This window comes from Pseudophaeobacter sp. 1A16562 (assembly GCF_041008785.1).
In the GTDB taxonomy this organism is placed as follows: domain Bacteria; phylum Pseudomonadota; class Alphaproteobacteria; order Rhodobacterales; family Rhodobacteraceae; genus Phycobacter; species Phycobacter gallaeciensis_A.
Map to the genome: position 1 here is coordinate 172006 of NZ_JAXGFT010000003.1, position 26312 is coordinate 198317.

Annotated in this window: 22 protein-coding genes; 14 read left to right on the forward strand and 8 right to left on the reverse strand. The window is 60.6% G+C overall.

The features are described from left to right. Positions 1-13 precede the first annotated feature (13 nt). On the reverse strand, positions 14-1054 hold the full coding sequence (locus tag SM764_RS05250; protein WP_369001204.1) for an AI-2E family transporter: 1041 nt from the start codon (positions 1052-1054) through the stop codon (positions 14-16). 259 nt (positions 1055-1313) lie between these two features. Between SM764_RS05250 and SM764_RS05255 the strand changes: the two genes are divergently transcribed. Both SM764_RS05255 and serA read left to right on the forward strand, forming a co-directional pair. After that, positions 1314-2459, forward strand: coding sequence for a phosphoserine transaminase (locus SM764_RS05255; RefSeq protein ID WP_274829416.1), 1146 nt, complete (start codon positions 1314-1316; stop codon positions 2457-2459). A 142-nt stretch (positions 2460-2601) separates the two neighbouring features. Next, entirely contained in the window at positions 2602-4200 is a 1599-nt protein-coding gene (gene serA, locus SM764_RS05260; RefSeq protein WP_274837916.1) for a phosphoglycerate dehydrogenase, read from the forward strand. A gap of 80 nt (positions 4201-4280) precedes the next feature. On the opposite strand, the gene SM764_RS05265 is transcribed toward serA, so the two are convergent. Further along, entirely contained in the window at positions 4281-4649 is a 369-nt protein-coding gene (locus tag SM764_RS05265) for a hypothetical protein (protein ID WP_065272190.1), read from the reverse strand. A 249-nt stretch (positions 4650-4898) separates the two neighbouring features. Here SM764_RS05265 and SM764_RS05270 point away from each other — a divergent pair, with 249 nt between their 5' ends. Next, positions 4899-5630 carry a metallophosphoesterase family protein gene (locus SM764_RS05270; protein ID WP_368947860.1) on the forward strand — a complete coding sequence of 244 codons (732 nt, stop codon included), beginning with the start codon at positions 4899-4901 and terminating at the stop codon, positions 5628-5630. A gap of 268 nt (positions 5631-5898) precedes the next feature. Here the strand turns inward: SM764_RS05270 and tdh are convergent, their stop codons facing one another. The 3 genes from tdh to SM764_RS05285 all read right to left on the reverse strand — a co-directional run bounded on the left by tdh (position 5899) and on the right by SM764_RS05285 (position 8934). Next, complete coding sequence (gene tdh / locus SM764_RS05275) at positions 5899-6954, reverse strand: L-threonine 3-dehydrogenase (protein ID WP_369001205.1); 1056 nt, start codon at positions 6952-6954, stop codon at positions 5899-5901. Then, on the reverse strand, positions 6951-8138 hold the full coding sequence (locus SM764_RS05280) for a glycine C-acetyltransferase (RefSeq protein ID WP_369001206.1): 1188 nt from the start codon (positions 8136-8138) through the stop codon (positions 6951-6953). The genes tdh and SM764_RS05280 overlap by 4 nt, the downstream gene beginning before the upstream one ends. A gap of 229 nt (positions 8139-8367) precedes the next feature. Further along, complete coding sequence (locus tag SM764_RS05285; protein ID WP_369001207.1) at positions 8368-8934, reverse strand: helix-turn-helix domain-containing protein; 567 nt, start codon at positions 8932-8934, stop codon at positions 8368-8370. Positions 8935-9042: 108 nt separating this feature from the next. On the opposite strand from SM764_RS05285, the gene SM764_RS05290 reads away from it, so the two are divergent. After that, positions 9043-10218 carry an acetyl-CoA C-acyltransferase family protein gene (locus SM764_RS05290; RefSeq protein ID WP_369001208.1) on the forward strand — a complete coding sequence of 392 codons (1176 nt, stop codon included), beginning with the start codon at positions 9043-9045 and terminating at the stop codon, positions 10216-10218. Between the two features lie 959 nt (positions 10219-11177). Here SM764_RS05290 and ubiB read toward each other — a convergent pair. Together ubiB and ubiE are read right to left on the reverse strand one after the other, a co-directional pair. Then, positions 11178-12707 (reverse strand): 2-polyprenylphenol 6-hydroxylase, encoded by a 1530-nt coding sequence (gene ubiB / locus SM764_RS05295; protein WP_368947856.1) that lies wholly within the window; start codon positions 12705-12707, stop codon positions 11178-11180. A gap of 3 nt (positions 12708-12710) precedes the next feature. Beyond that, positions 12711-13463 (reverse strand): bifunctional demethylmenaquinone methyltransferase/2-methoxy-6-polyprenyl-1,4-benzoquinol methylase UbiE, encoded by a 753-nt coding sequence (gene ubiE, locus SM764_RS05300; protein WP_065272196.1) that lies wholly within the window; start codon positions 13461-13463, stop codon positions 12711-12713. Positions 13464-13557: 94 nt separating this feature from the next. On the opposite strand from ubiE, the gene mutM reads away from it, so the two are divergent. The 7 genes from mutM to SM764_RS05335 all read left to right on the forward strand — a co-directional run bounded on the left by mutM (position 13558) and on the right by SM764_RS05335 (position 20876). Further along, positions 13558-14409, forward strand: a complete 852-nt coding sequence (mutM, locus tag SM764_RS05305) for a bifunctional DNA-formamidopyrimidine glycosylase/DNA-(apurinic or apyrimidinic site) lyase (protein WP_274867798.1) — start codon at positions 13558-13560, stop codon at positions 14407-14409. 64 nt (positions 14410-14473) lie between these two features. After that, entirely contained in the window at positions 14474-15250 is a 777-nt protein-coding gene (gene acuK, locus SM764_RS05310) for an acryloyl-CoA hydratase (protein ID WP_065272198.1), read from the forward strand. 229 nt (positions 15251-15479) lie between these two features. Further along, complete coding sequence (rpsT, locus tag SM764_RS05315) at positions 15480-15743, forward strand: 30S ribosomal protein S20 (protein ID WP_065272199.1); 264 nt, start codon at positions 15480-15482, stop codon at positions 15741-15743. Positions 15744-16292: 549 nt separating this feature from the next. Next, positions 16293-17723 (forward strand): chromosomal replication initiator protein DnaA, encoded by a 1431-nt coding sequence (gene dnaA, locus SM764_RS05320; protein ID WP_274831649.1) that lies wholly within the window; start codon positions 16293-16295, stop codon positions 17721-17723. Positions 17724-17972: 249 nt separating this feature from the next. Then, entirely contained in the window at positions 17973-19094 is a 1122-nt protein-coding gene (dnaN, locus tag SM764_RS05325; RefSeq protein WP_065272201.1) for a DNA polymerase III subunit beta, read from the forward strand. A 64-nt stretch (positions 19095-19158) separates the two neighbouring features. Further along, positions 19159-20259 carry a DNA replication/repair protein RecF gene (gene recF, locus SM764_RS05330; RefSeq protein ID WP_369001209.1) on the forward strand — a complete coding sequence of 367 codons (1101 nt, stop codon included), beginning with the start codon at positions 19159-19161 and terminating at the stop codon, positions 20257-20259. Further along, positions 20256-20876, forward strand: a complete 621-nt coding sequence (locus tag SM764_RS05335; protein WP_274831647.1) for a LysE family translocator — start codon at positions 20256-20258, stop codon at positions 20874-20876. Before recF ends, SM764_RS05335 begins: the two co-directional genes overlap by 4 nt. A gap of 18 nt (positions 20877-20894) precedes the next feature. Here SM764_RS05335 and SM764_RS05340 read toward each other — a convergent pair whose 3' ends face one another. Beyond that, positions 20895-21488 (reverse strand): TetR/AcrR family transcriptional regulator, encoded by a 594-nt coding sequence (locus SM764_RS05340; protein ID WP_274831646.1) that lies wholly within the window; start codon positions 21486-21488, stop codon positions 20895-20897. A gap of 108 nt (positions 21489-21596) precedes the next feature. On the opposite strand from SM764_RS05340, the gene SM764_RS05345 reads away from it, so the two are divergent. The 3 genes from SM764_RS05345 to SM764_RS05355 all read left to right on the forward strand — a co-directional run bounded on the left by SM764_RS05345 (position 21597) and on the right by SM764_RS05355 (position 26153). Beyond that, positions 21597-22190, forward strand: coding sequence for an NAD(P)H-dependent oxidoreductase (locus SM764_RS05345; RefSeq protein ID WP_274831645.1), 594 nt, complete (start codon positions 21597-21599; stop codon positions 22188-22190). Positions 22191-22274: 84 nt separating this feature from the next. Further along, on the forward strand, positions 22275-24692 hold the full coding sequence (gene gyrB, locus SM764_RS05350; RefSeq protein ID WP_065272206.1) for a DNA topoisomerase (ATP-hydrolyzing) subunit B: 2418 nt from the start codon (positions 22275-22277) through the stop codon (positions 24690-24692). Between the two features lie 420 nt (positions 24693-25112). Continuing rightward, a complete protein-coding gene (locus SM764_RS05355) occupies positions 25113-26153 on the forward strand; it encodes a hypothetical protein (RefSeq protein ID WP_368948598.1) in 1041 nt (346 codons plus the stop codon). The last annotated feature ends 159 nt before the right edge of the window (positions 26154-26312 follow it).

The following is a 26312-nucleotide window of genomic DNA, read 5'->3' on the forward strand; positions in this document are numbered from 1 at the left end:
ATGTGCTGGGGGGTCAGATCTTGCCGTTCTGGGACATCAGCACTGCCAGCCAGCGGGTGGTCGGGATTTCCGCGAGGATGATCATCACCATCGCGGTCAGTGGCACCGCAAGAATGGCGCCGGTCATGCCCCAAAGCTCGGTCCAGAGCGCCAGCGCCAGAAGAACCGAGAACGGGCTGAGGTTGACCGAATGCCCAAGGTATTTCGGCTCAACGTAGTAACCGATGATCATCTGGGGCGTCATCAGCGTCACCAGCGCCAGCGCCGCGTGGCCGAAGGAGCCGAACTGGATCAGGCTGATGGTGACCGGAAAGAACACCGCGATGATCGAGCCGATATAGGGAATGTAATTGAGCAGCCCGATCAGGATCGCCCAGAAGGCCGGGTGGGCAATCCCCAGCATTAGAAGGATCGCATAGGACACCAGCCCCAGAATGACGTTCACCAGCGTCTTTGCTGCCAGATACCCGCCGATCTTGTCGTTGATCTTGCGGGCCAGCTCCAGTGTGCGCTCGGCATCTTCCGGCTCGCGCATCGCCATCAGGGTCTTTTCCGGCAGCCGGTCCAGTTCCGTCAGGATGAACACGGCGTATAGCGCGGCGCTGACGATCAGGGTGCCGCCGTTGCTGATGGTGGCAAGCATCGCGGGCATCAGCGTGGTGGCGTCGATCAGGTCCAGCAGGCTTTCGCCCAGGTTGGCCCAGCTGGGCACCTCGTCGACGCCGAGATAGGTCAGGAAATCGTGCTGCAGCTTATCGAGATTGGCGGCGTATTGCGGCAGGGCGGCAGAGATCGCCGTGGCGCTGGCCGTAATGAAGGAGGCCAGCACCATGAAGGCGGCAAGGACGGCCAGCAGCACCAGCAGCCGCCGCGCAGTACGGGGCAGTCGGCCGAACCCTGGCACATCGGCCAGAACCTCGGCGGCGGTGGTCAGGATGTAGACGGCGATCACGGCCACGAGGATCGGCAGCAGCACGGCCTGACCGGCGGTCAGCAGCCAGCCCACCATCAGCAGCAGCGCAAAGGAATAGGTCACCAGCGCCAGTTTGCTCATCCGCGAAATCCGATTCGAAACACCATGGAGACAGACAACAGCATCCCATACCTCGCCGCAATGACAGAGCCTGTACGGGGCGGATCGGGTGCCGATCCGGGGTGGAAAGTTTCCGAAAGGCGTCAGGAGGGGTCGCAATTGCGCGCCAGATCGCCGCAATCTGTCGTTTTGCGTATTGCGCGGCCGCGCGGCAGGCCTTAGCTCCGTCCGTGGGACACCCCTCCCCAACGAGGGGCATTTATCTGGAAGGATAGCATCAATGGCTAACCAGCAACCGGCTACGCGGCCGGCCAATCCGCGTTTTTCCTCGGGCCCCTGTGCCAAACCCCCCACATTCGATCTGACCAAACTCGCAGATGCGCCTCTGGGCCGCTCGCACCGTGCCGCTGTCGGCAAGGACAAGCTGAAGGCTGCCATCGAAGGCACCCGCGAAGTTCTGGGGATCCCCGCTGATTACAAGATCGGCATCGTGCCCGCATCGGACACCGGTGCCATGGAAATGGCCATGTGGAGCCTGCTGGGCGCCCGCGGCGTTGAGATGCTCGCCTGGGAAAGCTTCGGCTCCGGCTGGATCACCGATGTGGTCAAGCAGCTGAAACTGGATGCCGTCGCCAAGACCGCAGACTACGGCGAGATCGTCGATCTGGCCTCGGTCGATTTTGCCAATGACGTCGTCTTTACCTGGAACGGCACCACCTCGGGTGTTCGCGTCCCGAATGGCGACTGGATCCCGGCGGACCGCGAAGGTCTGACCCTTTGCGATGCCACCTCGGCTGCCTTTGCGCAGGATCTGCCTTGGGACAAGCTGGATGTGACCACCTTCTCTTGGCAAAAGGTGCTGGGCGGCGAAGCGGCCCACGGCATGCTGATCCTCTCCCCGCGCGCGGTTGAGCGCCTGGAAAGCTACACGCCCGCATGGCCGCTGCCGAAAATCTTCCGCCTGACCAAGGGCGGCAAGCTGATCGACGGTATCTTCTCCGGTGCGACCATCAACACGCCCTCTATGCTGGCGGTCGAAGACTACCTCTTCGCGCTGGACTGGGCGCGTTCGGTTGGCGGTCTTGAAGGGCTGCAGAACCGCGCCAATGCCAACACCAAGGCGGTTGCCGATTTTGTCGAACTGCACGACTGGATCGATTTCCTGGCCAAGGATCCGGCGACCCTGTCGAACACCTCGGTCTGCCTGAAGTTCACCGATGACCGCATCAAGGACGGCGCTGCCTTTGCCAAGGCCGTGGCCAAACGCCTGGAAGCGGAAAACATCGCGCTGGACATCGGCGCCTATCGTGACGCGCCTGCCGGTCTGCGGATCTGGTGCGGTGGCACGGTCGAAACCTCGGATATCGAGGCCATGCTGCCCTGGCTCGAATGGGCCTTTGAGGCCGAGATTGCCGCGCAAGGCTGATCAAGTGACTTCGCCCGGCGGCACCGCCGGGCAGCGCCCGACCCTCCTCCAGGAGGGCGCTTTGCACCCACCAGGGTCGGACGCTTCCCTCGTTCAAAATTGACGGCCTTTCCACAGGCCCCCGCACAAAGGACCACCAGACATGGCCCCCAAAGTACTCATTTCCGACAAACTCTCCGAAGCCGCCGTTCAGATCTTCCGTGATCGCGGCATCGAGGTCGACTTTCAGCCCGACCTTGGCAAGGACAAGGACAAGCTGGCCGAGGTGATCGGCAACTACGATGGTCTTGCCATCCGCTCGGCCACCAAGGTCACCGAGAAGATCCTCGAGAACGCCACCAACCTCAAGGTGATCGGCCGCGCCGGTATCGGCACCGACAACATCGACAAGGAAGCCGCGTCGAAAAAAGGCGTGATCGTGATGAACACGCCCTTTGGCAACATGATCACCACCGCCGAACACGCCATCGCGATGATGTTCGCCGTTGCTCGCCAGATCCCCGAAGCCTCCGCCTCTACCCACGCGGGCAAATGGGAAAAATCCAAGTTCATGGGTGTTGAACTCACCGGCAAGACCCTGGGCGTCATCGGTGCGGGCAACATCGGCGGCATCGTCTGTGACCGTGCCCGTGGCCTGAAGATGAAAGTCGTTGCCTATGACCCCTTCCTGGGTCAGGAGAAGGCCGACAAGATGGGTGTCGAAAAGGTCGAGCTGGACGAACTGCTGTCCCGCGCCGACTTCATCACCCTGCACGTGCCGCTGACCGATCAGACCAAGAATATCCTGTCGGCTGAAAACCTCGCCAAGACCAAGAAGGGCGTGCGGATCATCAACTGTGCCCGCGGTGGCCTGGTCGATGAAGAGGCACTGGCGGAAGCACTGAAATCCGGTCACGTTGCCGGTGCGGCCTTTGACGTCTTCTCGGAAGAGCCAGCCAAGGACAACGTGCTGTTCAATCTGCCCAACGTGGTCTGCACCCCGCACCTGGGCGCCGCCACCACCGAAGCGCAGGAAAACGTCGCCCTGCAGGTGGCCGAGCAGATGGCGAACTACCTCTTGACCGGCGCCGTCGAGAACGCCCTCAACATGCCCTCGGTGACGGCTGAAGAAGCCAAGGTCATGGGTCCCTGGATCAAGCTGTCCGAACATCTGGGCGCCTTCATCGGCCAGATGACCGATGACGAGCCGATCAAGGCGATCAACATCCTCTATGATGGCTGCGCGTCCGAGATGAACCTTGAGGCGCTGAACTGCTCGCTGATTGCCGGGATCATGAAGTCGATCAACCCGGATGTGAACATGGTCTCGGCCCCGATGATCGCCAAGGAGCGCGGCATCAAAGTCTCGACCACCAACCAGGAACAGTCCGGTGCCTTTGAAGGCTACGTGAAGGTGACGGTGGCGACCCCGACGCGTGAACGCTCCATCGCGGGCACCGTGTTCTCGGATGGCAAGCCGCGCTTCATCCAGATCAAGGGCATCAACATCGACGCCGAAGTGGGTGAGCACATGCTCTACACCACCAACAACGACGTGCCGGGCATCATCGGTACCCTGGGCAAGACCATGGGCGATCATGGCGTCAACATCGCGAACTTTACCCTGGGCCGCGCTGTGGCTGGCGGTGAAGCGATCGCGCTCTTGTATGTCGATGGTGTGGTCCCGGCCGAGGCGCGCGCCAAGCTGGCCGAAACCGGCCTGTTCAACCAGATCAAGCCGCTGCAGTTCGACGTCAAATAACCTGCCTTATGGCCTGAAATCGGAAAAGCCGCCCCTTCACCCGGGGCGGCTTTTTCATGTGCCCCTGCGCCGCGTGCCGCTTATTTCCGGATCGACCGCAGCACGACCACAAAAAACACTAACATCCCCGCCAGCGTCAGCACCGAGCCGAGCTTGGCCAGCATTTCATTGTGACTGGCAATGGCCATGGCAATGCCCGGCACGATCAGGCCCAGCCCTGCGGCAGACAGCGCAAAATGCAGCTTTGGCAGCAACCCCTGATCCGCGGCTGGCACCAGATGATAGTAAAAGCCGAAGATCGCAAAGCTGACCCAGCCGATCAGGTTGAGATGCCCATGCGCGGGCGACAGGACGTGATCGCCCGTCGCGGCCATCTGGATGCCCCAAACCATACCCCCAAGCGCCGCGCTGACCGCGACAATGAAAAATGCGGATGAAATACCTTTCATCTGATCGTCCCCCTTGAACTCACCAAAAACGCCTGCCGTATCATCCCATGCCCGCCTTGAATGGCGGATCGGTTGCGGCAGGTGGCGACAACTGTGACCGGTTTCCGGTTTTCGATCCACTTATTTTCCGCGCTGCGCCACCGGGCAGGTGGCGTCATTCGCGGCTAACCTTTGGCGCCCCACAGGCTGCCCCTTGTGATAGGGCGGCGCTTCGGCCATCTATTCCGTATCGCAGCCAAGGAGATGCCCATGCCCGCGCCGATCTACGCCATAGGAGACATTCACGGACAGCGCGAGATGCTGGAAGAGGCGCTGGAGCGGATCGCGGCGGATGGTGGTCCCGATGCTCAGGTGGTGTTTCTTGGCGATTACGTGGATCGTGGGCCGGATTGCCGGGGTGTCTTGGATCTGCTGATCGAAGGGCAGGCGGCGGGCAAGAACTGGACCTGCCTGATGGGCAACCACGACCGCATGTTCTCGATGTTCATGGAGGACTATCCCCGCAACGATGCCCGACTGCTGGTCGGCTATCACTGGCTGCACGAGAAGATCGGCGGGGTGCAGACGCTGGCCTCTTACGGGGTAGATGTTCCGGAACGGGCGCGTATCCACGAGGTGCACGAAGAAGCGCGCGCCGCCGTGCCGGAGCGCCACCGGGATTTTCTGGCGGCCCTGCCCAGCCACCATGAACAGGGCGAGCTGCTGTTCGTCCATGCGGGCATCCGTCCCGGCGTGCCGCTGCAGGCGCAGACCGAGGATGACAAGATCTGGATCCGGCATGAATTCCTCGACGACACCCGCCGACACCCCTGGCTGGTGGTGCATGGCCACACCCATGTCCCAAGCGCTGAGCATCGCGGCAACCGTGTAAATCTGGACAGCGGCGCAGGCTTTGGCCGCCCGCTGAGTGCTGCCGTCTTCGAAGGAAAGGACTGCTGGCTACTGAGCGATCAGGGGCGCAAAAGCATAGGCTCCGCCTAACCAAAAGAACCGCGTTTTTTACGCAGAATCCCAGCGCTTTTCGTCGCAAATCACAGAGAAGTGTGCTAATAGTGAACTGTGGCTGGACGCTGCTTTACGAGTTTTATTCTGTTTTTCTTCTCGGTTCTGGGATGACATGTTTTAGCGCCAGTCACGCCAATTTACCGCGCTTGACCAGATTGCAAACCGCCCCTTGATAGGGCGGTTTTTTGTTGTTTTATTGGGTATTGCGCATGATTTTGGGCGTTGTTCTGTCCGCGCCGTTTGGTCAGGTCCAGTCTAGAATCACCTTGCCGCACCGACCGGATTTCATGGTGGAAAATCCATCTTTGAACGAATCTATTCCGAATCGGTTTGTGATGATTTCCGAGATATCGAGGCCGTTCTGCAGCATGGCGATCATCTTGTACCATGTCTCGAAAATCTCGCGTCCGTAGACCCCTTTCAGGGTGATCGCCTTGAAGACGATACGGCTCCAGTCGACCGGGGATTTTCCGGGCGGAATGCCAAGAAGCGCGATCTTGCCGCCCATCACCAGTGCTTCGATCATCTGATCAAGCGCGGATTGGTTTCCTGACATCTCAAGCCCGACATCGAAACCCTGGGTCATGCCCAGTTCCGCGATGACGTCTTGCAAGTCTTCCTGAGCCACGTTCACGGCACGGACATCCGCGACCTTTTCGGCAAGGGCCAGCCGCGCTGGGTTCACATCGGTGATCGCCACATGGCGCGCACCAACGTGGCGGGCAACCGCTGCGGCCATGATGCCGATGGGTCCGGCGCCGGTGATCAGCACGTCCTCTCCCACCAGATCAAAGCTGAGCGCGGTGTGAACCGCATTACCCAGAGGGTCCAGAATCGCGCCGATGTCATCCGGGATTTCATCCGGCAAAGGCACCACGTTAAAGGCGGGCAGGCGCAGATACTCGGCAAAGGCACCCTGTTCGTTGACGCCGATGCCGCGGGTTTCGGGATCCAGATGGAACTTGCCAGCCCGCCACTGGCGCGAGTGATGGCCGATCAGATGCCCTTCGCCCGAGCAGCGTTGACCAATCTTCAGATCCGTCACGTTGCTGCCAAGCTCGACGATCTCCCCGGCGAACTCATGCCCGGTGATCAGCGGGACGGGCACAGTGCGTTGCGCCCAGTCGTCCCAGTTCCAGATATGCAGATCGGTGCCGCAGATGCCGGTCTTGTTGATCTTGATCAGCACATCATCCGCGCCGATCTCGGGCACCGGTGCGTCCACCATCCAGAGCCCCTCTTCGGGTCTGGATTTTTCCAGGGCCTTCATGGTGTTCGGTATCCTGTCAGGCCGTGTCATGAGATCACTCCCAGCGATTTGCCCACTTTGCCAAAGGCGGCAAGGGCGCGGGTCAGTTCTTCGCGTGTCAGGGCCGCGTTCATTTGGGTGCGGATACGCGCCTGGCCGCGCGGCACCACCGGGAAGAAGAAGCCAGAGACATAGACGCCTTCGTCAAAAAGCTGCGCCGCCATGTCCTGCGCCAACTGCGCCTCGCCCAGCATCACCGGCACAATGGGATGCTCGCCCGGCAATAGATCAAAGCCTAGGCTTTCCAGCCCCGCGCGCCAGAACCGGGTATTCTCGAACAGGCGCGCGCGCAGATCCGCGCCCTGTTCGACAAGGTTCAGCGCCTCGATCCCGGCAGCAACGATGGAGGGCGGCAGCGAATTGGAGAACAGATAGGGCCGCGCCCGCTGCCGCAGGAGGTCGATCACTGGCTGCGGCCCGGCGATATAACCGCCGATGGCCCCCCCAAGTGCTTTGCCCAAAGTTCCCGTCAGAATGTCCACATCGACACCGAAATGATCCGGCGTCCCGGCGCCATGCGGCCCCATGAACCCCGTGGCGTGGCAATCGTCCACCATCACCACGGCGTCGTATTTGTCCGCGAGCGCGCGGATCTCAGGCAGTTTGGCCAGGTAGCCATCCATCGAGAAGACGCCATCGGTGGCGATCATGATATGGCGTGCGCCATCCTCGCGGGCCTGTTTCAGCCAGGCCTCCAGATCATTCATGTCACTGTTGAGGTAGCGATAGCGTTTCGCTTTGCACAGGCGCACCCCGTCGATAATCGAGGCATGGTTGAGGCTGTCCGAGATGATGGCATCCTCGGGGCCGAGCAGGGGTTCGAACAGCCCGCCATTGGCATCAAAACAGGCGGCAAAGAGGATGGCGTCATCCTTGTTCAGGAACTTTGCCAGCTTCTGCTCCAGCTCGCGGTGGATGTCCTGGGTGCCGCAGATAAACCGGACCGAGGCCATACCGAACCCCTTGTCATCCATGACATTGCAGGCGGCGGAGATCAGATCGGGGTGATCCGCCAGTCCCAGATAGTTGTTGGCGCAGAGGTTGATGACCTCGCGGTCGCCCACCGTGATTTCGCCCCCCTGTGGGGAGGTGATCATTCGTTCCCGCTTGGTCAGACCTTCGGCTTCGATCGCGTCCAGGGTCTTGGCGATATCTGTCAAAAAGGCATTGGACATGGGGAATCTCCTTCTACGTCGGAAGTGTGTCTACCATAACGGATTTGATTCCCAAATAGGGGAAATTCTTAATGGCGGAAAAATATCCGTGAAACTGGAATTTTGGATTGAGATGGTATTGGAATCTAATGACCGGATGGCATCGATGTGCTCAGCGCCCGCCGTGGGGTGGGCAGGGGCGTGCCTGCCGCATGCGCGACAGGCCAACAGGATCGGCTCCGGATCGGGCTCAGCCGTTCTTGACGATCAGAAAGACCCGCGCAGCGCTATCTGGTGCGGTGATGTTGTGGGGGATATCGGCTGCATAGCGCGCGGTATCCCCTGTGTGCAGGCGCATCCGGGCGCTGCCAGATGTGACCGTGATATCGCCCTCCAGCACCGTCAGATGCTCGGCCGTTCCGCGCCCGTGCGGCTGGCTGTCCAGCGCGCCGCCCGCATCAAGCAGGATATCGTAAACCTCGTGCCCGCCTGCGTCCTCGGGCGGGGAGAGGATGCGGATCCGGCAGCCTTGCCCCATATTGTCGATGGTGGGCACATCACCGTCGCGCAGCACCTCGATCCGGTCCGCCTTGTCAGCGGCGTCTAGCAGCCCGGCAAAATCCACCTGCAAGGCGCGCGTCAGGTTCCATAAGGTGGCAATCGTGGGGCTGGATTCACCGCGCTCAATCTGGCTGACCATGGAACGCGAGACGCCCGACAGGTTCGCCACGGCTTCCAGGCTTAGGCCCTTGGCGCGGCGGGCCTCTTTCAGGCGCGATGGCAGCAATGTCAGGATATCGTCTGTGTTTTCCGGCATAACGGAACCGTGCGGTTTGCGTCTTGATTTGTCAATGACGGTACGTTTGACAAGACAGCGGATGCTGCATCTGCATAATGCGCGCAACTGACTCGTGAGGAGAGAAAAATGACCGATATCGTGATCCTGGACGGCGCCCGGACCGCCATTGGCACCTTTGGTGGCGCTTTGGCCAACACCGCCCCCATCGACCTGGCCACCGTGGCTTCCAAGGCGGCGCTGGAGCGTTCGGGCGTGGCCCCGGAACAGATCGGCCACGTGGTCTTTGGCCATGTGATCAACACTGAACCGCGCGATATGTACCTGTCCCGTGTCGCAGCAATGCAGGCAGGCATTCCCAACGGCACCCCGGCGATGAACGTGAACCGCCTGTGCGGATCGGGTGCGCAGGCCATCGTTTCGGGTATCCAGTCGCTGATGCTGGGGGATGCGGATTACGCCCTGACCGGCGGCGCCGAGAACATGTCGCGCAGCCCCTTCATCACGCCGTCGGCGCGCTGGGGTCAGAAGATGGGCGATGTGAAATCGCTGGACATGATGCTGGGCGCGTTGAGCTGCCCCTTTGGCACCGGCCACATGGGGGTCACGGCGGAAAACGTGGCGGATGAACACGGCGTCACCCGCGAACAGATGGATGAATTCGCGCTGACCAGCCAGACCCGCGCGGCGGCAGCGATCGAGGCGGGGCATTTTGCCAGCCAGATCGTGCCGGTTGAGGTCAAGGTCAAGCGCGACATGGTGCCGTTCGAGGTGGACGAACACCCCAAGGCGACTTCGATGGAGGCGCTGGCCGGTCTGCGTCCGGTGTTCCAGAAGGATGGCCGTGTAACTGCGGGCAACGCCTCGGGCATCAATGATGGTGCAGCGGCGCTGGTTCTGGCGCGGGCCGAGGCGGCTGAAAAAGCCGGTCTCACGCCCAAGGCGCGGGTCGTCGGATACGCCCATGCCGGTGTGCGCCCCGAGGTGATGGGCATCGGCCCGGTGCCCGCGGTGCAGAACTTGCTGAAGAAAACCGGTCTGAAGGCGAGCGATTTCGACGTGATCGAATCCAACGAAGCCTTTGCCGCGCAGGCGCTGGCGGTGAACAAGGAGCTGGGCCTTGATCCGGCCAAGGTGAACCCCAACGGCGGTGCCATCGCACTGGGCCACCCGGTTGGCGCCACCGGCGCGCTGATCACCATCAAGACGCTGTATGAACTGGAGCGCACTGGCGGCAAGCTGGGCCTCATCACCATGTGCATCGGCGGCGGTCAGGGCATCGCCCTGGCGATCGAACGTCTCTGATAAGCGATAACTGGCGCGTGTGGCAGGTCCACGCGCGCCGGGTTTCAGGGGGCAGACCTCCAACAGGAGGGCAAATCCGCGCGGGAGACCTTGTTCTTGCTTGCCGCGGTCAGCCTGCAAATACTGCTGTGCTGCTTTTGGTCGTTTCTGCTGATATTGATTTACCTCAACTACAAAACCATTTGGCGCGCCTAGTCTCCGAGTCCGGTGGACGCGATGGAGCGGTGTTTTGATAGGTGCACTTTCGAACAGTGTTTTGAGGGCTTTATCGATGTTCGCGGCGTCCCTCTGTGTCGGTTGTGACCAAGAGACCGCTGGCGCAGCGGGATTGACTGCGTCAAATGTTCTGGTCGCCCCTTTGGTCTACCCAGTAGCGGCTACAGCGCAGTTGTGTAGAAACCAAGAGAACACTGTTCAACCCGTTCTCGTCACGACTGGTGATGGAAAGGTTCTCTCGCCAAGTTTCGAAGGAACGCCTGAAGCTGAATTCCGGACTTCAAGAAGAACGGTTATTTGTTCAGGAGAGATCCCGTATTTTCGCGGAGCTGACGTCCACGATGGTTTTATCTCCTGCAGTGGCGGAAAAAGAGCGCAAGCGAAGCTTTTTTCTCACTACGGTAAGCAACTGGTTCTGGACATTGGTCCGGCGAATGTTGCTGTCAGGGAACTTAATAGACCTCAAGCCGCATATCCGATTTATGCGCTGGGGGAGGTCGAATTCCGTTGCAAAGGCAACTACTCCAGCTCATCTGGTCGCGCAGCGCCATTTATGGTCGGCTGCGGTTCTAGGTTCAGCGAGGGGGTGGGAGCCGTTTCGCTTCAGGCCAAGGACGGAAAGCGAAAACACTTGACGGTTTGGGTCGACGCCCCCCTCTGATTTTCGACCAGTTGCGGATTTTGGGCATCTTCACGGCCCTATGGTTTCGGCTTTTTGCGTGATTTGCCGGAGCCGACCGTGTTCAGAGAGCAAGCGCCAACAGCCCCACACAAAGACCACCTGCACCAGCCCCGATAATCGCCGGTGCAAGCCAGCCCCAGGAGCTGCGCGGGTGCGCCTCTGTGTCCTGAACCTGCGCGACAAGCGCTCGTTCCACCAGCGCGGGCAGGCGCGGGCCAAAGCGGGCCATCACCCGGGCCGTGCTGAGCAGATCCGACGCCACCGCGCGCGGGCCGATGGATTTCTTGATGTAATCCTCGACCACGGGGCGGGCGGCTTCCCAGATGTTGATATGCGGATCCAGCGAGCGGGCGACACCTTCAACAACGACCATGGTGCGTTGCAAAAGGATCAGCTCGGTCCGGGTTTCCATGCCAAACCGCTCGGTCACCTCGAAAAGATAATTCAGCAGGCGGCCCATGGAGATATGGCTGGCGTCCATGCCAAAGATCGGCTCCCCGACCGCGCGCAGGGCGCGGGCGAATTCATCCACGTCGCGGTCGGCGGGGACATAGCCGGCTTCGAAATGCACCTCGGCGACACGTTTGTAATCGCGCTTGATGAAGCCGAACAGGATCTCGGCGTAGACCCGGCGGGTGTATTCGTCGATATGCCCCATGATCCCGAAATCATAGGCGATGATATCGCCATTGGCGGCGACCTTTAGGTTGCCTTGGTGCATGTCGGCGTGGAAGAAGCCATCGCGCAGGGCGTGTTGCAGGAACAGGGTCAGCACCCGTGCGCCCAGTACCTGCCTGTCGTGGCCCGCCGCATCGATGGCGTCATTGTCACCCAGCGGCACACCATCGGCCCAACCCAGCGTCATCACCCGGCGCGCCGAGTGGTTCCATTGAACCGGCGGCAGGGTAAAGCCCTCGTCCTGTCCGGTGTTGGCGGCAAATTCCGAGGCGGCGGCGCTTTCCAGGCGCAGGTCCAGCTCACCCTGTACCACGCCATCGAAATGTTCGATCACATCCATGGGGCGCAGTCGCCGGGCGCCAGGGGCGAAAAGGTCGACGATGCGCGCTGCGAAATAGAAGGCGTCCACGTCTTTGCGGAAGGCGCGTTCAATGCCGGGGCGCAGCACCTTTACGGCGACGTATTCTCCGGTATCTGCCAGCCGTGCCCGATGTACCTGCGCGATTGATGCGGCGGCAATCGGCTCGCTGAACTCGGAAAATACCTCATCCACCGGTCGGCCCAGCTCTTTTGCCACTTCGGCCATCGCAACTTCGCGCGGGAAGGGGGGCAATTTGTCCTGTAGGACGCGAAGCTGCTGGGCCAGATCATCGCCCACCACATCGGGGCGGGTGGACAGGACCTGTCCGAACTTGATGTAGGCCGGTCCCAGCGCGGTCAGAGCGCGGGTCGCGGCGGGCATCTGTGGATCGCCCTTGTAGCCCAGCCATTTGAATGGCCAGCCAAGGGTATGCGCCAGGATGCGCAGCGGCTTTGGCGCTTCAAAGGCGTCCAGTACCACGTTCATGGCGCCGGTACGCTCCAACGTGGCGCCGGTGCGGATCAGGCGGATAATGTTGTGGGGACCGCGCATGGATCAGATCTTCCAGCCGGAGTGCAGCGCCGCGATGCCCAGGGACAGGTTGCGGTATTTGGCGTTTGCGAACCCGGCGTCCTTCACCATTTGCAGGAAGGTCTCTTGGTCGGGGAATTTGCGGATCGATTCGACCAGATACTGATAGCTGTCGTAGTCATTGGCGATCAGCTTGCCCATCCGGGGGATGACGTTGAAGCTGTATAGATCATAAAGCTTCTGCATGCCGTCATTCGGGAGCTGCGAGAATTCCAGCACCATCAGGCGGCCACCGGGTTTCAACACGCGGTAGGCTTCCTCCAGCGCCTTTTGCGGGCGGGTGACGTTCCGGATCCCGAAGGAAATCGTGTAGACGTCAAAGGTATTGTCCTTGAACGGTAGCGCCATGGCATCGCCTGTGACCCAATCCAAGCTGTCGGCCATCTGGGCGGCTTCTGCGCGCATTCGGCCTTCCTCCAGCATTGGCTGGGTCAGATCCAACACGGTGGAATGCCCGTGCCCGGCGCGTTTCAGGAAGCGGAAGGAAATGTCGCCGGTGCCGCCTGCCACGTCCAGAAGACGCTGACCGGGGCGCGGCGCCAGCCAGTCCATCATCGCATCCTTCCAGATGCGGTGGATGCCGACGCTCATCACGTCGTTCATCACGTCGTATTTCGAGGCAACAGAGTTGAAAACGCCCTGCACGCGGCCCGCCTTTTCCCGCTCGGGAACGGTTTCAAAGCCGAAATGGGTGGTGGTGTCGTTTGTATCGCTCATGCGGCTTGCCGTTTTCCTAGGTTCGTCCCAGTTATAGGGCGCTTGCGGTCGGGCACAATGCGGCCCATGCATCTAAAGTGTCAGGAGCGATGTAATGCCAGAATTGCCAGAGGTCGAGACGGTGCGCCAAGGTTTGGCGCCTGCAATGGAAGGCGCGGTGATCACGCGGGCTGCAGTGAACCGCCCGGATCTGCGCTGGCCCTTCCCCGATCGCATGGCGGAGAGGTTGACCGGAGCCCGAGTCAATGCACTGAGACGCCGGTCGAAATACATCCTGGCCGATCTCGATACGGGGGAAACCCTGCTGGTGCATCTGGGTATGTCGGGCCGCATGACGGTCTCGGGGGATCCGCTGGGGCGTTTCGTACATGAACATCCGCAGGCCCAGAAGCACGACCATGTAGTGCTGGACATGGACAATGGTGCGCGCATCACCTTCAACGACCCGCGCCGGTTTGGGGCGATGGATCTCTTGGAGACCTCCACGGCAGAGCAGCACAAGCTGCTGTCGGTGCTGGGGCCAGAGCCGCTTGGCAATGATTTCCACGAAGATCACCTGACCGCTGCCTTCAAAGGACGCAACACGCCGGTGAAATCGGCGCTTCTGGATCAGGGAATCATCGCCGGTCTGGGCAATATCTACGTCTGCGAAACGCTGTTCCGGGCCGGGATCTCGCCCAAAAGAAAGGCAGGGCAGATTGCCGCGCCGCGCGTGGCGGCGCTGGTGCCGATCATCCGCACCGTGTTGGAAGATGCCATTCGCGCCGGTGGCTCCTCGCTGAAAGACTTCCGGCAAGCCAATGGAGAACTTGGATATTTTCAGCATGCCTTTGATGTCTACGGCCGCGAGGGAGAGCCGTGTCGGCGGGAGGGATGCGGCGGAACCATTGCGAGAATCACCCAATCCGGGCGATCGTCTTTCTACTGTGGCAAGTGCCAAAGATAGCTTGAACGAGATATGTCTCGTGATAATGACTCGTTTCTGAACGGAACAATCGAAAGCGATACCCATGGCCTATGAGACGATCAACGTCGAAGTGAAGGACCACGTTTGCCTCATCAAGCTGAACCGACCCGAAGCGTTGAACGCGCTCAATCAAGAGCTGCTGACTGAACTCTGCGCCGCCCTGGAAGAGGCCGACGCCAGCGACAAGGTGCGCTGCATCGTTCTGACCGGTTCGGAAAAGGCATTTGCCGCAGGCGCCGACATCAAAGAGATGTCTTCGATGAGCTTCACCGAGGTGTTCTCGACCAATCTCTTTGCTTTTGTGAACGATCGCATCACGGCCGTCCGCAAGCCGATCATTGCCGCGGTATCCGGCTATGCGCTGGGCGGTGGCTGCGAACTGGCGATGCTCTGCGATTTCATCATCGCGGCAGATTCGGCCAAGTTCGGTCAGCCCGAAATCAACCTCGGCGTCATCGCCGGTATCGGCGGTACCCAGCGTCTGACGCGTTTCGTGGGCAAATCCAAATCCATGGACATGAACCTGACTGGTCGTTTCATGACCGCCGAAGAAGCTGAGCGCGCAGGTCTGGTGTCGCGCGTTGTACCGGGCAAGAAGCTGATCGAAGAAGCGATGGGCGCAGCCCAGAAGATCGCCGAGAAATCCCTGCTGACCGCGATGGCCGTCAAGGAAACCGTGAACCGCTCTTACGAGCTGCCGCTGAGCGAAGGCATGCTGTTCGAGCGCCGCGTCTTCCATTCGATGTTCGCCACCGAAGATCAGAAAGAAGGCATGGCAGCCTTCCTTGAAAAGCGCGAAGCGCAATTCCGCGACAAGTAAGCCAGCCGTACCGATATGAACGCGAAAGGGCAGGCGCGGCCTGCCCTTTCTTTTTGAAAACCGGCCTCGTGTCTATTGGCCTTGCCAAGGTTCGGCAGCCTCTGTATAGACCTCCGCCATACATGCGCGTGCAGCCCGCCTAGGCTAGAATCACACCGGTGGTCGGATCCGGGTTCGGCTGGCATTGCGTCTATTGAAAAACACGAACTCGATACAAAGGTCAGACACCATGGCAAATTCGCCCCAGGCAAAAAAACGCGCCCGTCAGAACGAAAAGCGTTTTGCTGTAAACAAAGCCCGTCGTTCGCGCATCCGTACCTTCCTGCGTAAAGTTGAAGAAGCAATCGCATCCGGCGACAAAGAGGCAGCAACCGCAGCTCTGCGCGCAGCCCAGCCCGAACTGATGCGCGGCGTGACCAAAGGCGTCTACCATAAGAACACCGCCTCGCGGAAAGTGTCCCGCCTGGCCGCCCGCGTCAAAGCGCTGGGTTAAATCTTAAGAAATCTGAAATCTGCCATTGGTGGGTTTTTTACGGAAGGCATCGCGATTTGCGGTGCCTTTCTTTTTTGATCGCTTCTTAAGCCAGTGCTGCAGGCGCGAGAGATTCTTTGCGGCCAAAGCACGAGTCAACATCATAGTTTCGTTGCCGCTTCCCCCCACAAATTGCTACCACTAATACAGCGATTCACTCGCTGGGGGACAGGCTGCTCGCGGTGATCTTAACGGGCATTAAGATCACTTCCAGGGCTCAGATATATTGCGGTCATGCCAGATCGCAGTGGTCTGATACCAGAGCCGTGCCAGATGATCTGGCACATGGTCTTGTTTCGATTTTGGTGCATATCGACTCAACGCGTGTTGTGCGGCGGTCGAAGGATTTTGTGTGTGTTTCAGGATCCGTACCGCCCGACATGGGTACTGCGTCTGGTCTGACCGGCACGCACCGAATGTCCTGTGTGTGAACGCGCCTCCGGACGGGGAGGCTTGATGAAACGATAGGTCGAAAATGGCCGCTGCTTTTGGGGACGCGTGAGGCGTAGCATGACGGAAGAAAAATGGGGACAGCTCAGACAACGATTGCTCAAGACAGTCGGTCAAAACAATTTCACCACCTGGATCGAGCCGCTTGAATTCAGTTCGGTCGATGAAGGCGTTGCGGTCTTTCATGTGCCGACGAACTTCATGGGGAACTATGTCAGCCAGAACTTTGCAGATCTGATTCTGCACGAGCTCAGCATGTCCGGTGAATCGGTACAGCGGCTTGCGTTTAAGGTGGCTGCCAACTCACCTGCCCGCCCGGTGCGGCAGACGGAACGGGCCGCTGAACCCTTTGCCGAAATGGCCGAGGCGAGTACTGTTCAGGCAGGCGCTGCTGCGCGGACCGAGGATGCGGCTGCGTCGTCTTCGTCATCGCGTGACGGGCTGGATGCCTTGCAGGCGGCACCGCTGGATCCGCGGTTCACCTTTGACAGCTTTGTTGTCGGCAAACCGAACGAACTGGCCCATGCCGCTGCGCGCCGCGTGGCCGAGGGCGGTCCGGTGACCTTCAATCCGCTGGTGCTCTATGGCGGTGTTGGCCTGGGTAAAACCCACCTGATGCACGCCATCGCCTGGGAGCTGAAAGAACAGAACCCGCAGCTGAACGTGCTCTACCTGTCGGCGGAACAGTTCATGTACCGTTTTGTGCAGGCGCTGCGCGAACGCAAGATGATGGACTTCAAACACCTGTTCCGCTCGGTCGACGTGCTGATGGTGGATGACGTGCAATTCATCGCGGGCAAGGATTCCACGCAGGAAGAATTCTTCCATACCTTCAATGCGCTGGTGGACCAGAACAAGCAGATCATCATTTCGGCGGACCGTGCCCCGGGTGAGATCAAGGATCTTGAGGACCGCGTGAAATCACGTCTGCAATGTGGTCTGGTGGTGGATCTGCACCCCACCGATTACGAACTGCGTCTCGGCATCCTTCAGACCAAGGTGCAGCAGCACCGCGAAACCTATCCGGGCCTTGAAATCGCTGATGGCGTGCTCGAATTCCTGGCGCATCGCATCTCGACCAACGTGCGTGTTCTCGAAGGCGCTCTGACCCGTCTCTTTGCCTTTGCCTCGCTCGTTGGGCGCGAGATCGACATGGATCTGACACAGGACTGTCTGGCCGATGTGCTGCGCGCCTCGGAGCGTAAAATCACCGTCGAAGAGATCCAGCGCAAGGTGTCGGAATACTACAACATCCGCATGTCGGACATCATCGGCCCCAAGCGCCTGCGTTCCTATGCGCGGCCGCGGCAAGTGGCGATGTATCTGTGCAAGCAGCTGACCAGCCGGTCGCTGCCGGAAATCGGCCGCCGTTTTGGCGGGCGTGACCACACAACCGTGATGCATGGTGTGAAACGGATTGAAGAGCTGAAGACGACCGACGGCCAGATCGCCGAAGACGTCGAAATGCTGCGCCGCTCTCTGGAGGCGTAAGCGCGATCCGACCGAGACGTGACAATGCGGCCCCGGAAATCCGGGGCCGTTTTTCCATGCAGGACCGGGATGCCATTTGTATGCCAGCGGGCAACGTTTGACGGTGTTCTGCGCCCTGCCGATCACAGGCCCCTTGACGCTGCCTCCTTTCCCTTGGAGAAGTCGATAAAAAGCCTTGTATGGCAGGGGTAAACCGCTAATTTGCTTATCCCGGCCACTGCCTGAGGCAAGACAAAAAGGACAAGGGACATGAAGATCAGCATCGAACGCGGCACGCTTCTCAAGGCTGTGGCCCAGGCACAATCGGTCGTAGAGCGGCGTAACACCATTCCGATCCTCGCCAATGTGCTGATCGAAGCCGAGGGCGATACCGCCCAGTTCCGCGCCACCGATCTGGACATCGAAGTGGTCGACAAGGCCCCCGCGCAGGTTGAGCGCGCCGGGGCGACCACCGTGGCTGCGACCACTCTGCATGAGATCGTGCGCAAACTGCCCGACGGCGCGCTGGTGACGTTGACGGCCGATGCCGCCACAGGCCGCCTGACGGTCGAGGCAGGCCGGTCGAACTTCTCGCTGGCGACCCTGCCGCGCGAAGATTTCCCGGTGATGGCATCGTCCGAGTATCATTCGAATTTTACCGCCAACGCGGCCATGCTGCGGCGCCTGTTCGACAAGTCGAAATTTGCGATTTCGACCGAAGAAACCCGCTACTACCTGAACGGCGTCTACATGCATGTGGCCGACAGCTCCGAAGGCGGCAAGGCACTGCGCTGCGTGGCGACCGATGGTCACCGTCTGGCGCGGATCGATGCGCCGCTGCCGATGGGCGCCGAGGATATGCCCGGCGTGATCGTGCCGCGTAAAACCGTGGGCGAACTGCGCAAGCTGCTGGACGATGACGAGATGGACATCGCCGTCTCCGTCTCCGAGACCAAGGTCCGCTTTGCCACACCGAACATCACTCTGACCTCCAAGGTGATCGACGGCACATTCCCGGATTACACCCGCGTCATTCCGGTGGGGAACACCCGCCGTCTGGAAGTGGACGCAGCCGAATTCGCCAAGGCGGTGGACCGGGTGGCCACCGTCTCTTCGGAACGCTCCCGCGCGGTCAAGCTGCAGCTGGAAGAAGATCGCCTGATCCTGTCGGTCAACGCGCCCGACAGTGGCGCCGCCGAGGAAGAGCTGGCGGTTGCCTACAGCGACGAGCGCCTGGAAATCGGCTTTAACGCCAAGTATCTCTTGGAGATCGCCAGCCAGGTGGACCGGGAAAACGCGGTGTTCCTGTTCAACTCTTCCGGCGATCCGACCCTGATGCGCGAAGGCAATGACGAAAGCGCGGTTTACGTCGTCATGCCGATGCGCGTCTGACGGCACGGATCCGGCGCTACGGACCCGGCATAGGGTTCTCACTATCAGGAAAGGGGCGCCCTAAGTGCTTGCCCTGACAGAGTTGACAATGTCTCACTTCCGCTCGCATTTGCGGGCGGAACTGCATTTGGATGGGCGGCCCGTGGCGCTGTTCGGGCCGAATGGGGCGGGCAAGACCAATATCCTTGAGGCGGTGTCGCTGTTTTCCCCGGGCCGCGGCCTGCGCCGCGCCAGCGCTGCGGAAATGACCCGCCGCCCCGAGGCGCTGGGGTGGAAACTGAAGGCGACCCTGCAGGCGCCGACGCAGTCCTACGAGGTGGAAACCTGGTCCGAAGGCGGCAATGCCCGTCAGGTCAGGATCGACAACAAGGCCTCCAACCAGATCGCACTGGGGCAGATCTGCCGGGTGGTCTGGCTGATCCCTGCTATGGACCGCCTGTGGATTGAAGCCGCCGAGGGCCGTCGCCGGTTTCTGGATCGCATCGTGCTCAGCTTTGACCCCTCCCATGCCGAGGCGACGCTGGCCTACGAAAAGGCGATGCGCGAACGCAACCGCCTGCTGAAAGACCAGAACCGCGATCCGGCCTGGTACCGGGTGTTGGAAACGCAGATGGCCGAGACCGGCCACCGCATCAGCGCCGCGCGGATTGCGGCGGTGTCGCTGCTGCAAGAGGCGCAGGCGGCCGCCGAAACCGCCTTTCCCGTGGCTGAACTGGAGCTGATCCAGACCGAAGGCACCATGCCCGCAAGCGCAGAGGACCTGCGCGAGGCGCTGGCCGAAAGCCGGTTCCGTGATCTGGCGGCGGGGCGCACGCTGGTCGGCCCCCATCGTACCGATCTGATCGGAACCTATGCGGCCAAGGGCGTACCGGCCCGCGATTGTTCCACCGGAGAGCAGAAGGCGCTGCTGGTCTCGCTGATTCTGGCCAATGCCCGTGCGCTTGCGGGGCGCGAAGGGGCGCCGCCGATCGTGTTGTTGGACGAGGTCGCAGCGCATCTGGACGCGGCCCGCCGCGCTGCGCTTTATGATGAGATCTGTGCGCTGGGGGCGCAGGCCTGGATGACGGGCACCGAGGCGGAGCTGTTCGCGGAAATGGGCACCCGCGCCCAGATGCTGGAAATCACCGAGGGCGAAGGCGGATCACAGGTAGAGGTGCGGTCATGACCCTGTCGATCTGGGATCTGGTGCTTTATGCGGGCGGGCTGTTCGTTCTGTTCCTCACCCCGGGTCCGGTCTGGCTGGCGCTGCTGGCGCGGGCGGTGTCCGGTGGGTTTCATGCCGCCTGGCCGCTGGCGCTGGGGGTGGCTTGTGGCGATATCCTGTGGCCGCTGGTGGCTGTTGCGGGCATGTCCTGGCTGGTGTCCGAGTTCGCTGGCATCATGACTGCCTTGCGCTGGGTCGCCTGCCTGATGTTCCTGTTCATGGGCATCACCCTTATCCGCCACGCGGGCGCGCGCATTCAGGAAAACAGCGCTTTGCTCCGCCCCGGCACCTGGGCTGGGTTCATGGCCGGGATTGCCGTTATTCTGGGCAATCCCAAGGCGATCCTGTTCTACATGGGGCTGCTGCCGGGGTTCTTTGATCTTTCCGCTGTCACGAAAGTGGATGTGGCAGTGATCGTGACGCTGTCCTTTCTGGTGCCGCTGATGGGCAACCTGATACTGGCGGCGCTGGTCCACCGGTTGCGGGCGCTGCTGTCCTCGCCATCAGCGCTGAAGAAGGTCAATCTGGTGTCCGGCGGCCTCTTGATCTGCGTCGGGCTGATCATTCCCTTTTCCTGACGCCTTGTTGGCCCCGGGTCAGGCCTGCGGCGCCAACCAGGCCTCCAGAAAGGGGCGCAGCGCGTCCAGCGGCGTCTGTTCGTTGGGGCTGGACATGCAGAACCAGATCGCGATCACCTGATTGAGAAAGGCCTGAATGCCTTCGGCCAGGAATTGCGCCGGGTAATCGTCGCGCACCAGTCCTGCCTGTTGCAGCTGCGCGATCCAATCGCCCCAGATGGCGATCTGGCGATAAAAGCCTTCGGTCACGACCTCATCCGTTTCGGTGCCGGTGGATCCTGAATAACGCAGCAGCAGATCAAAGATCACCCGGTCTCCGGCCACATACTCCAGCAGGGGTGCGATACGTTCCAGCAGGGCCTCGCGGCTGTCTGGAGCCCCCTTTTCCTCCATCTGGTCAAGATGGCGCATCACCTCGGCCCCGATCAGCACCGCGAGCAGTCCGTCCTTGTCTCGGAAGTGGGAAAACAGCGTGCCCTTGGCCACGCCTGCGCGGTTTACAACGTCTTCAACTTTGAGACCGCTGTAACCTTCGGTCGCAACAAGCTCGGCTGTGACCTCCAGCAGTTTGGCACGGGTTTCTAGTCGGCGTTTCTGGGGCTGTCGCGGCATCTGCGTCCTCATCAAGAAAATGTGACCCTGGTCAATTTAAATATTGACCAGGGTCATTTATTGAGTCAATAAACTGACCAAGGTCAATTTAGTTGTAGGAAGTGTCAGATGTCCACCAAGAAAATCATCGTCCTGAATGGTCACCCCGGTGAAACCTCGCTGTCGAAATCGCTGTGCGATACCTATGCCGCCTCGGCCAAGGCCAAGGGTCACGCGGTGCGCTATCACGATATCTCTGCTATGCAGTTCGACATGGATTACGGGCAGGGCGGTTATAAGAACCCCAAGCCGCTGGAGCCGGATCTGGAAGCCTTCCTTGCAGATCTGGAGTGGGCCGATCACGTGGTGGTGGCAACGCCGCTGTGGTGGGGTGCGATCCCGGCCAAGCTGAAAGGCGTCTTTGATCGCGCGCTACTGCCCGGTCGGACTTTCGACACGCGCAACCCGAACATGATGGGAGTTCCGGCACCGATGCTGACCGGCAAGACCGCCCGGGTGCTGCTGACATCGGATACGCCCCCACTGCTGCTGAGGCTGATTTACAGCAATGCGATCAAGAAAATCATCAGCCGTCAGATCCTTGGCTTTGTCGGTGTGAAGCCGACCCGGTTCTCCTCCTTTGCGCCTGCCACGGATGCCAAGGGCAAGAAGGTCGAGGGCTGGCTGCAAAAAGTCGCCGGTCTGGGGGCAAAAGCCGCTTGAATCCAAGAATAAAAGGGGCGCGTGCGCGTGACATTCCCCCCCGGACTGCGTATAAAATCTGAAAGCAAAAACAGGAACGCGCGAATGTCCGGAAACGAGCACGCCCCCGCCGAATACGGTGCGGATTCCATCAAAGTTCTCAAAGGCTTGGAGGCGGTTCGCAAACGCCCCGGCATGTATATCGGGGACACCGACGATGGATCGGGCCTGCACCATATGGTGTATGAGGTCGTCGACAATGGCATCGACGAGGCACTGGCGGGCCACGCGGACGCCGTGACGGTGAAAATTCACGCCGATTCCAGTGTTTCTGTCAGCGACAACGGGCGCGGCATTCCGGTGGATATCCACGCCGAAGAGGGCGTCTCGGCGGCCGAGGTCATCATGACCCAGCTGCACGCGGGCGGCAAATTCGACAGCAACTCCTACAAGGTCTCCGGCGGTCTGCACGGTGTTGGCGTTTCCGTTGTGAACGCCCTGTCCGACTGGCTGGAGCTGCGCATCTGGCGCAATGGCAAGGAACACATCGCGCGGTTCGAGCGCGGCGACACGGCCAAGCACCTTGAGGTCGTTGGCGACTGCGGTGACCGTACCGGCACCGAGGTCCGCTTCCTGGCGTCGACCGACACGTTCTCGAACCTCGAATACTCCTTTGAAACGCTGGAAAAGCGTCTGCGGGAACTTGCCTTCCTCAACTCTGGTGTGCGGATCATCCTGATCGATGAACGCCCGGCCGAGCGGCTTGAGACTGAGCTGTTCTACGAAGGCGGTGTGAAGGAATTCGTCAAGTACCTCGACCGGTCGAAAAGCCCGGTCATGGATGCCCCGATCTATATCGTAGGTGAAAAGGACGACATCGGCGTCGAAGTGGCGATGTGGTGGAACGACAGCTACCATGAAACCGTGCTGCCATTTACAAACAACATTCCACAGCGCGATGGCGGTACCCATGTGGCGGGCTTCCGCGGTGCGCTGACGCGGACCATCAACAACTACGCGCAGTCTTCCGGGATCGCCAAGAAGGAGAAGGTCTCTTTCACCGGTGACGACGCCCGCGAAGGTCTGACCTGTGTGTTGTCGGTCAAGGTGCCGGATCCCAAGTTCTCCTCTCAGACCAAAGACAAACTGGTCTCCTCCGAGGTGCGCCCGGTGGTGGAAAGCCTGGTGAACGAGAAACTGGCCGAGTGGTTCGAGGAAAACCCGACCCAGGCCAAGGAAATTGTCGGCAAGATCATCGAAGCCGCCCTGGCCCGCGAAGCCGCCCGCAAGGCGCGCGAGCTGACCCGGCGCAAGACGGCAATGGATGTGAACTTCCTCGCCGGCAAGCTGAAGGACTGTTCCGAGAAAGACCCCTCGAAAACCGAAGTCTTCCTCGTCGAGGGTGACTCCGCCGGGGGCTCTGCTCAGACGGGTCGTGACCGCCAGACGCAGGCAATCCTGCCCCTGCGCGGTAAGATTCTGAACGTGGAGCGCGCGCGCTTCGACCGGATGCTGGGAAGCCAGGAGATCGGTAACTTGGTGATGGCGCTGGGCACCGGTATTGGCCGGGATGAGTTCGACATCTCCAAACTGCGCTACCACAAGATCGTCATCATGACCGATGCGGACGTGGACGGCGCCCATATCCGGACGCTTCTGCTGACCTTCTTCTATCGCCAGATGCCTGAGCTGATCGAGGGCGGCTATCTCTATATCGCCCAGCCGCCGCTTTATAAGGTGGCCCGTGGCAAATCCGAGGTCTACCTGAAGGATCAGGCGGCGCTGGATGATTACCTGATCCATCAGGGCGTTGAAGGCGCGGTTCTGAAGCTGGGATCGGGCGAGGAAATCGTCGGGCAGGATCTGGCCCGCGTGGTGGATGAGGCGCGTCAGCTGCGCCGTGTCATCGATGCCTTCCCGACCCATTACCCTCGCCATATTCTGGAGCAGGCCGCCGTTGCAGGTGCCTTTGTTCCCGGCGCGGTGGATGCCGACCTGCAGGGCGTTGCCGACAGGGTTGCCAAGCGGCTCGACCTGATTGCGCTGGAGTATGAAAAGGGCTGGCAGGGCCGCATCACCCAGGATCACGGTATCCGTCTGGCCCGCATCCTGCGCGGCGTTGAGGAGGTCCGCACGCTGGATGGTCCGATGCTGCGTTCGGGTGAGGCGCGCAAGACCGGCAGCTTTACCCAAAGCTTGCAGGAGATCTACGGCCAGACCGCGACGCTGGTGCGCAAGGAGCGCAGCCAACTGATCCACGGTCCGCTGGAGCTGTTGAAGGCGATTCTGGAAGAGGGTGAAAAAGGCCTGTCGCTGCAGCGCTACAAGGGGCTGGGCGAGATGAACCCGGATCAGCTGTGGGAAACCACGCTGGACCCGGACGCCCGCACCCTGTTGCAGGTGCGCGTGGACGACATGGTCGAGGCCGACGATCTGTTCACCAAGCTGATGGGTGATGTGGTCGAACCGCGCCGCGAATTCATCCAGAAAAACGCGCTGAGCGTGGAAAACCTGGACTTCTGATCCACTGTAGGATCGCGCATATTCGTGCGCGCCCCCCCCATAAGTTTGCGCGATTTGCCCAAAGGTTTGCGCGGCGGCGCGGAGCGTCGCCCCTTTCGGTCGATCTATGCCTCTATGGGCGGAAGCGGAAGTTCGCTGCGCTGATCACGAACGGCGGCGAAGCGCAGATAGCGACCTTTGCAAAGTCGGCGGATCTGGCGACGTGGCGAGCGATCCATGCCGCAGGCGCACAAGGAAGAGCTGACCTTCGCCGCAGGCGCAGCCGCCGACCACTTCGAAAGGCGGGAACGCGGGACAAAGCGCTCTTTCGCTGCGATAGCTTCAATGACCGCTTTCGTGTTCTCCACCAGGTTTGTTAAAACGCGTTTATTTGTCAGTTGACCCGCGGTATGGGTTCAGCGCGACAGCCTCAGGGACACCATGCTTTTATACATTTTTTTGGGTTTTCTCATCGGCTTCACCCTTTCCCTACGCTTTGTCGGCAAGCCACGAAGAGAACTGATTTGGGGGATGGTACTGGGTGGCGTGCCTCTGGCGCTGCTGCTTGGGCCGGGTAACGCGCCTGTACAGGGCATCGGCTCAGCTCTGAACTTTGCTTTCTTTGCACTGGGGCCAGTCATGCTAGTTCCGTTTGTGGTCAGCAGTGCAGCGCTCGGTGTAGCTGGCGCTTCTGCTGTGCTGTGGATCGGGCAGGGGCGTGCAAGCTGGGTCGGTTGGGCCATGGGCACCGCAGTCGTCGGGATAGTTGCGGCGTTGACGCTGATGCCCGTTGCGCAGCATGAGATAGCCAAGCTCCAACTCGCCGAAGACCGCGATGCCCGCGCCAAGGCGATCATCCGTGCAAATTTCAAAGGCACATTGGCCGGACATCAAGTAGCTTTTCCAGCCAGCCCGCGCCTGCATGTGTTCCATAATTGCCGCCCTGGATACCTTGGGTGCTCCACCAACCTGACCAATCCCGTGAGCATTTTGACCAAACCGGATGAGGCGCTGCTAAATGAACGCCATGATCCGATCAGTTTTCGGATCATTAGTGTGTCATCGGTGGAGACAGAGTGCCGCCTCGGCGATTACTGTCTAACACAAGAGAAAATCGACCATTGGTGCGCTGAAATTCGTCCCGACCAAGCAGACGGCATCTGGTGCCGCGACATGCCACCGATGAATTTCTCTTTGCGAACAGATGCAACGCCCGGTCCGTCTGATCGCGACGAGCCTGAACTGTCCGCACGCTATGCTGCAACACCACTTGGGCCTGGGCGGGTCACGTGTTTCTACAGTCCCGATCCCACCGAGACTGACAGGCAAGGCGCAAGCTGCAAGCTCTTCTTTGATCTCGTAGATGGGGTCAAAGCGTCTATGTTCGCCCGCCGCGCGCAGATCATATCTGACGAGGCATCTTTGGCTGCAACCATTGCAATAATCCCCGAGTATTGGACAGCGCTGTTGGCCAGGCGTTAGCAGACATAAGTTCTTTCTGCAGCATCGGTCAAAGTGGGCTCGAAGCCGACCTTGGACGCAGCGCAGCGTCCATGTGATCAACGACCTGGGGCACCGCCATTCACGGCCCATACCTGTCGTTCATAGGAAAGTCAGTTTCTGCGCCGCGATTTCACCAAA

Coding starts and splice junctions, on each gene's coding strand:
- mutM (WP_274867798.1), top strand. CDS start 13,558: ATGCCAGAATTGCCAGAGGTCGAGACGGTGCGCCAAGGTTTGGCGCCT.
- SM764_RS05290 (WP_369001208.1), top strand. CDS start 9,043: ATGACCGATATCGTGATCCTGGACGGCGCCCGGACCGCCATTGGCACC.
- SM764_RS05355 (WP_368948598.1), top strand. CDS start 25,113: ATGCTTTTATACATTTTTTTGGGTTTTCTCATCGGCTTCACCCTTTCC.
- ubiE (WP_065272196.1), bottom strand. CDS start 13,463: ATGAGCGATACAAACGACACCACCACCCATTTCGGCTTTGAAACCGTT.
- SM764_RS05270 (WP_368947860.1), top strand. CDS start 4,899: ATGCCCGCGCCGATCTACGCCATAGGAGACATTCACGGACAGCGCGAG.
- acuK (WP_065272198.1), top strand. CDS start 14,474: ATGGCCTATGAGACGATCAACGTCGAAGTGAAGGACCACGTTTGCCTC.
- SM764_RS05255 (WP_274829416.1), top strand. CDS start 1,314: ATGGCTAACCAGCAACCGGCTACGCGGCCGGCCAATCCGCGTTTTTCC.
- SM764_RS05340 (WP_274831646.1), bottom strand. CDS start 21,488: ATGCCGCGACAGCCCCAGAAACGCCGACTAGAAACCCGTGCCAAACTG.
- SM764_RS05265 (WP_065272190.1), bottom strand. CDS start 4,649: ATGAAAGGTATTTCATCCGCATTTTTCATTGTCGCGGTCAGCGCGGCG.
- tdh (WP_369001205.1), bottom strand. CDS start 6,954: ATGACACGGCCTGACAGGATACCGAACACCATGAAGGCCCTGGAAAAA.
- SM764_RS05285 (WP_369001207.1), bottom strand. CDS start 8,934: ATGCCGGAAAACACAGACGATATCCTGACATTGCTGCCATCGCGCCTG.
- dnaN (WP_065272201.1), top strand. CDS start 17,973: ATGAAGATCAGCATCGAACGCGGCACGCTTCTCAAGGCTGTGGCCCAG.
- serA (WP_274837916.1), top strand. CDS start 2,602: ATGGCCCCCAAAGTACTCATTTCCGACAAACTCTCCGAAGCCGCCGTT.
- gyrB (WP_065272206.1), top strand. CDS start 22,275: ATGTCCGGAAACGAGCACGCCCCCGCCGAATACGGTGCGGATTCCATC.
- SM764_RS05250 (WP_369001204.1), bottom strand. CDS start 1,054: ATGAGCAAACTGGCGCTGGTGACCTATTCCTTTGCGCTGCTGCTGATG.
- ubiB (WP_368947856.1), bottom strand. CDS start 12,707: ATGCGCGGTCCCCACAACATTATCCGCCTGATCCGCACCGGCGCCACG.
- SM764_RS05345 (WP_274831645.1), top strand. CDS start 21,597: ATGTCCACCAAGAAAATCATCGTCCTGAATGGTCACCCCGGTGAAACC.
- SM764_RS05335 (WP_274831647.1), top strand. CDS start 20,256: ATGACCCTGTCGATCTGGGATCTGGTGCTTTATGCGGGCGGGCTGTTC.
- SM764_RS05280 (WP_369001206.1), bottom strand. CDS start 8,138: ATGTCCAATGCCTTTTTGACAGATATCGCCAAGACCCTGGACGCGATC.
- rpsT (WP_065272199.1), top strand. CDS start 15,480: ATGGCAAATTCGCCCCAGGCAAAAAAACGCGCCCGTCAGAACGAAAAG.
- dnaA (WP_274831649.1), top strand. CDS start 16,293: ATGACGGAAGAAAAATGGGGACAGCTCAGACAACGATTGCTCAAGACA.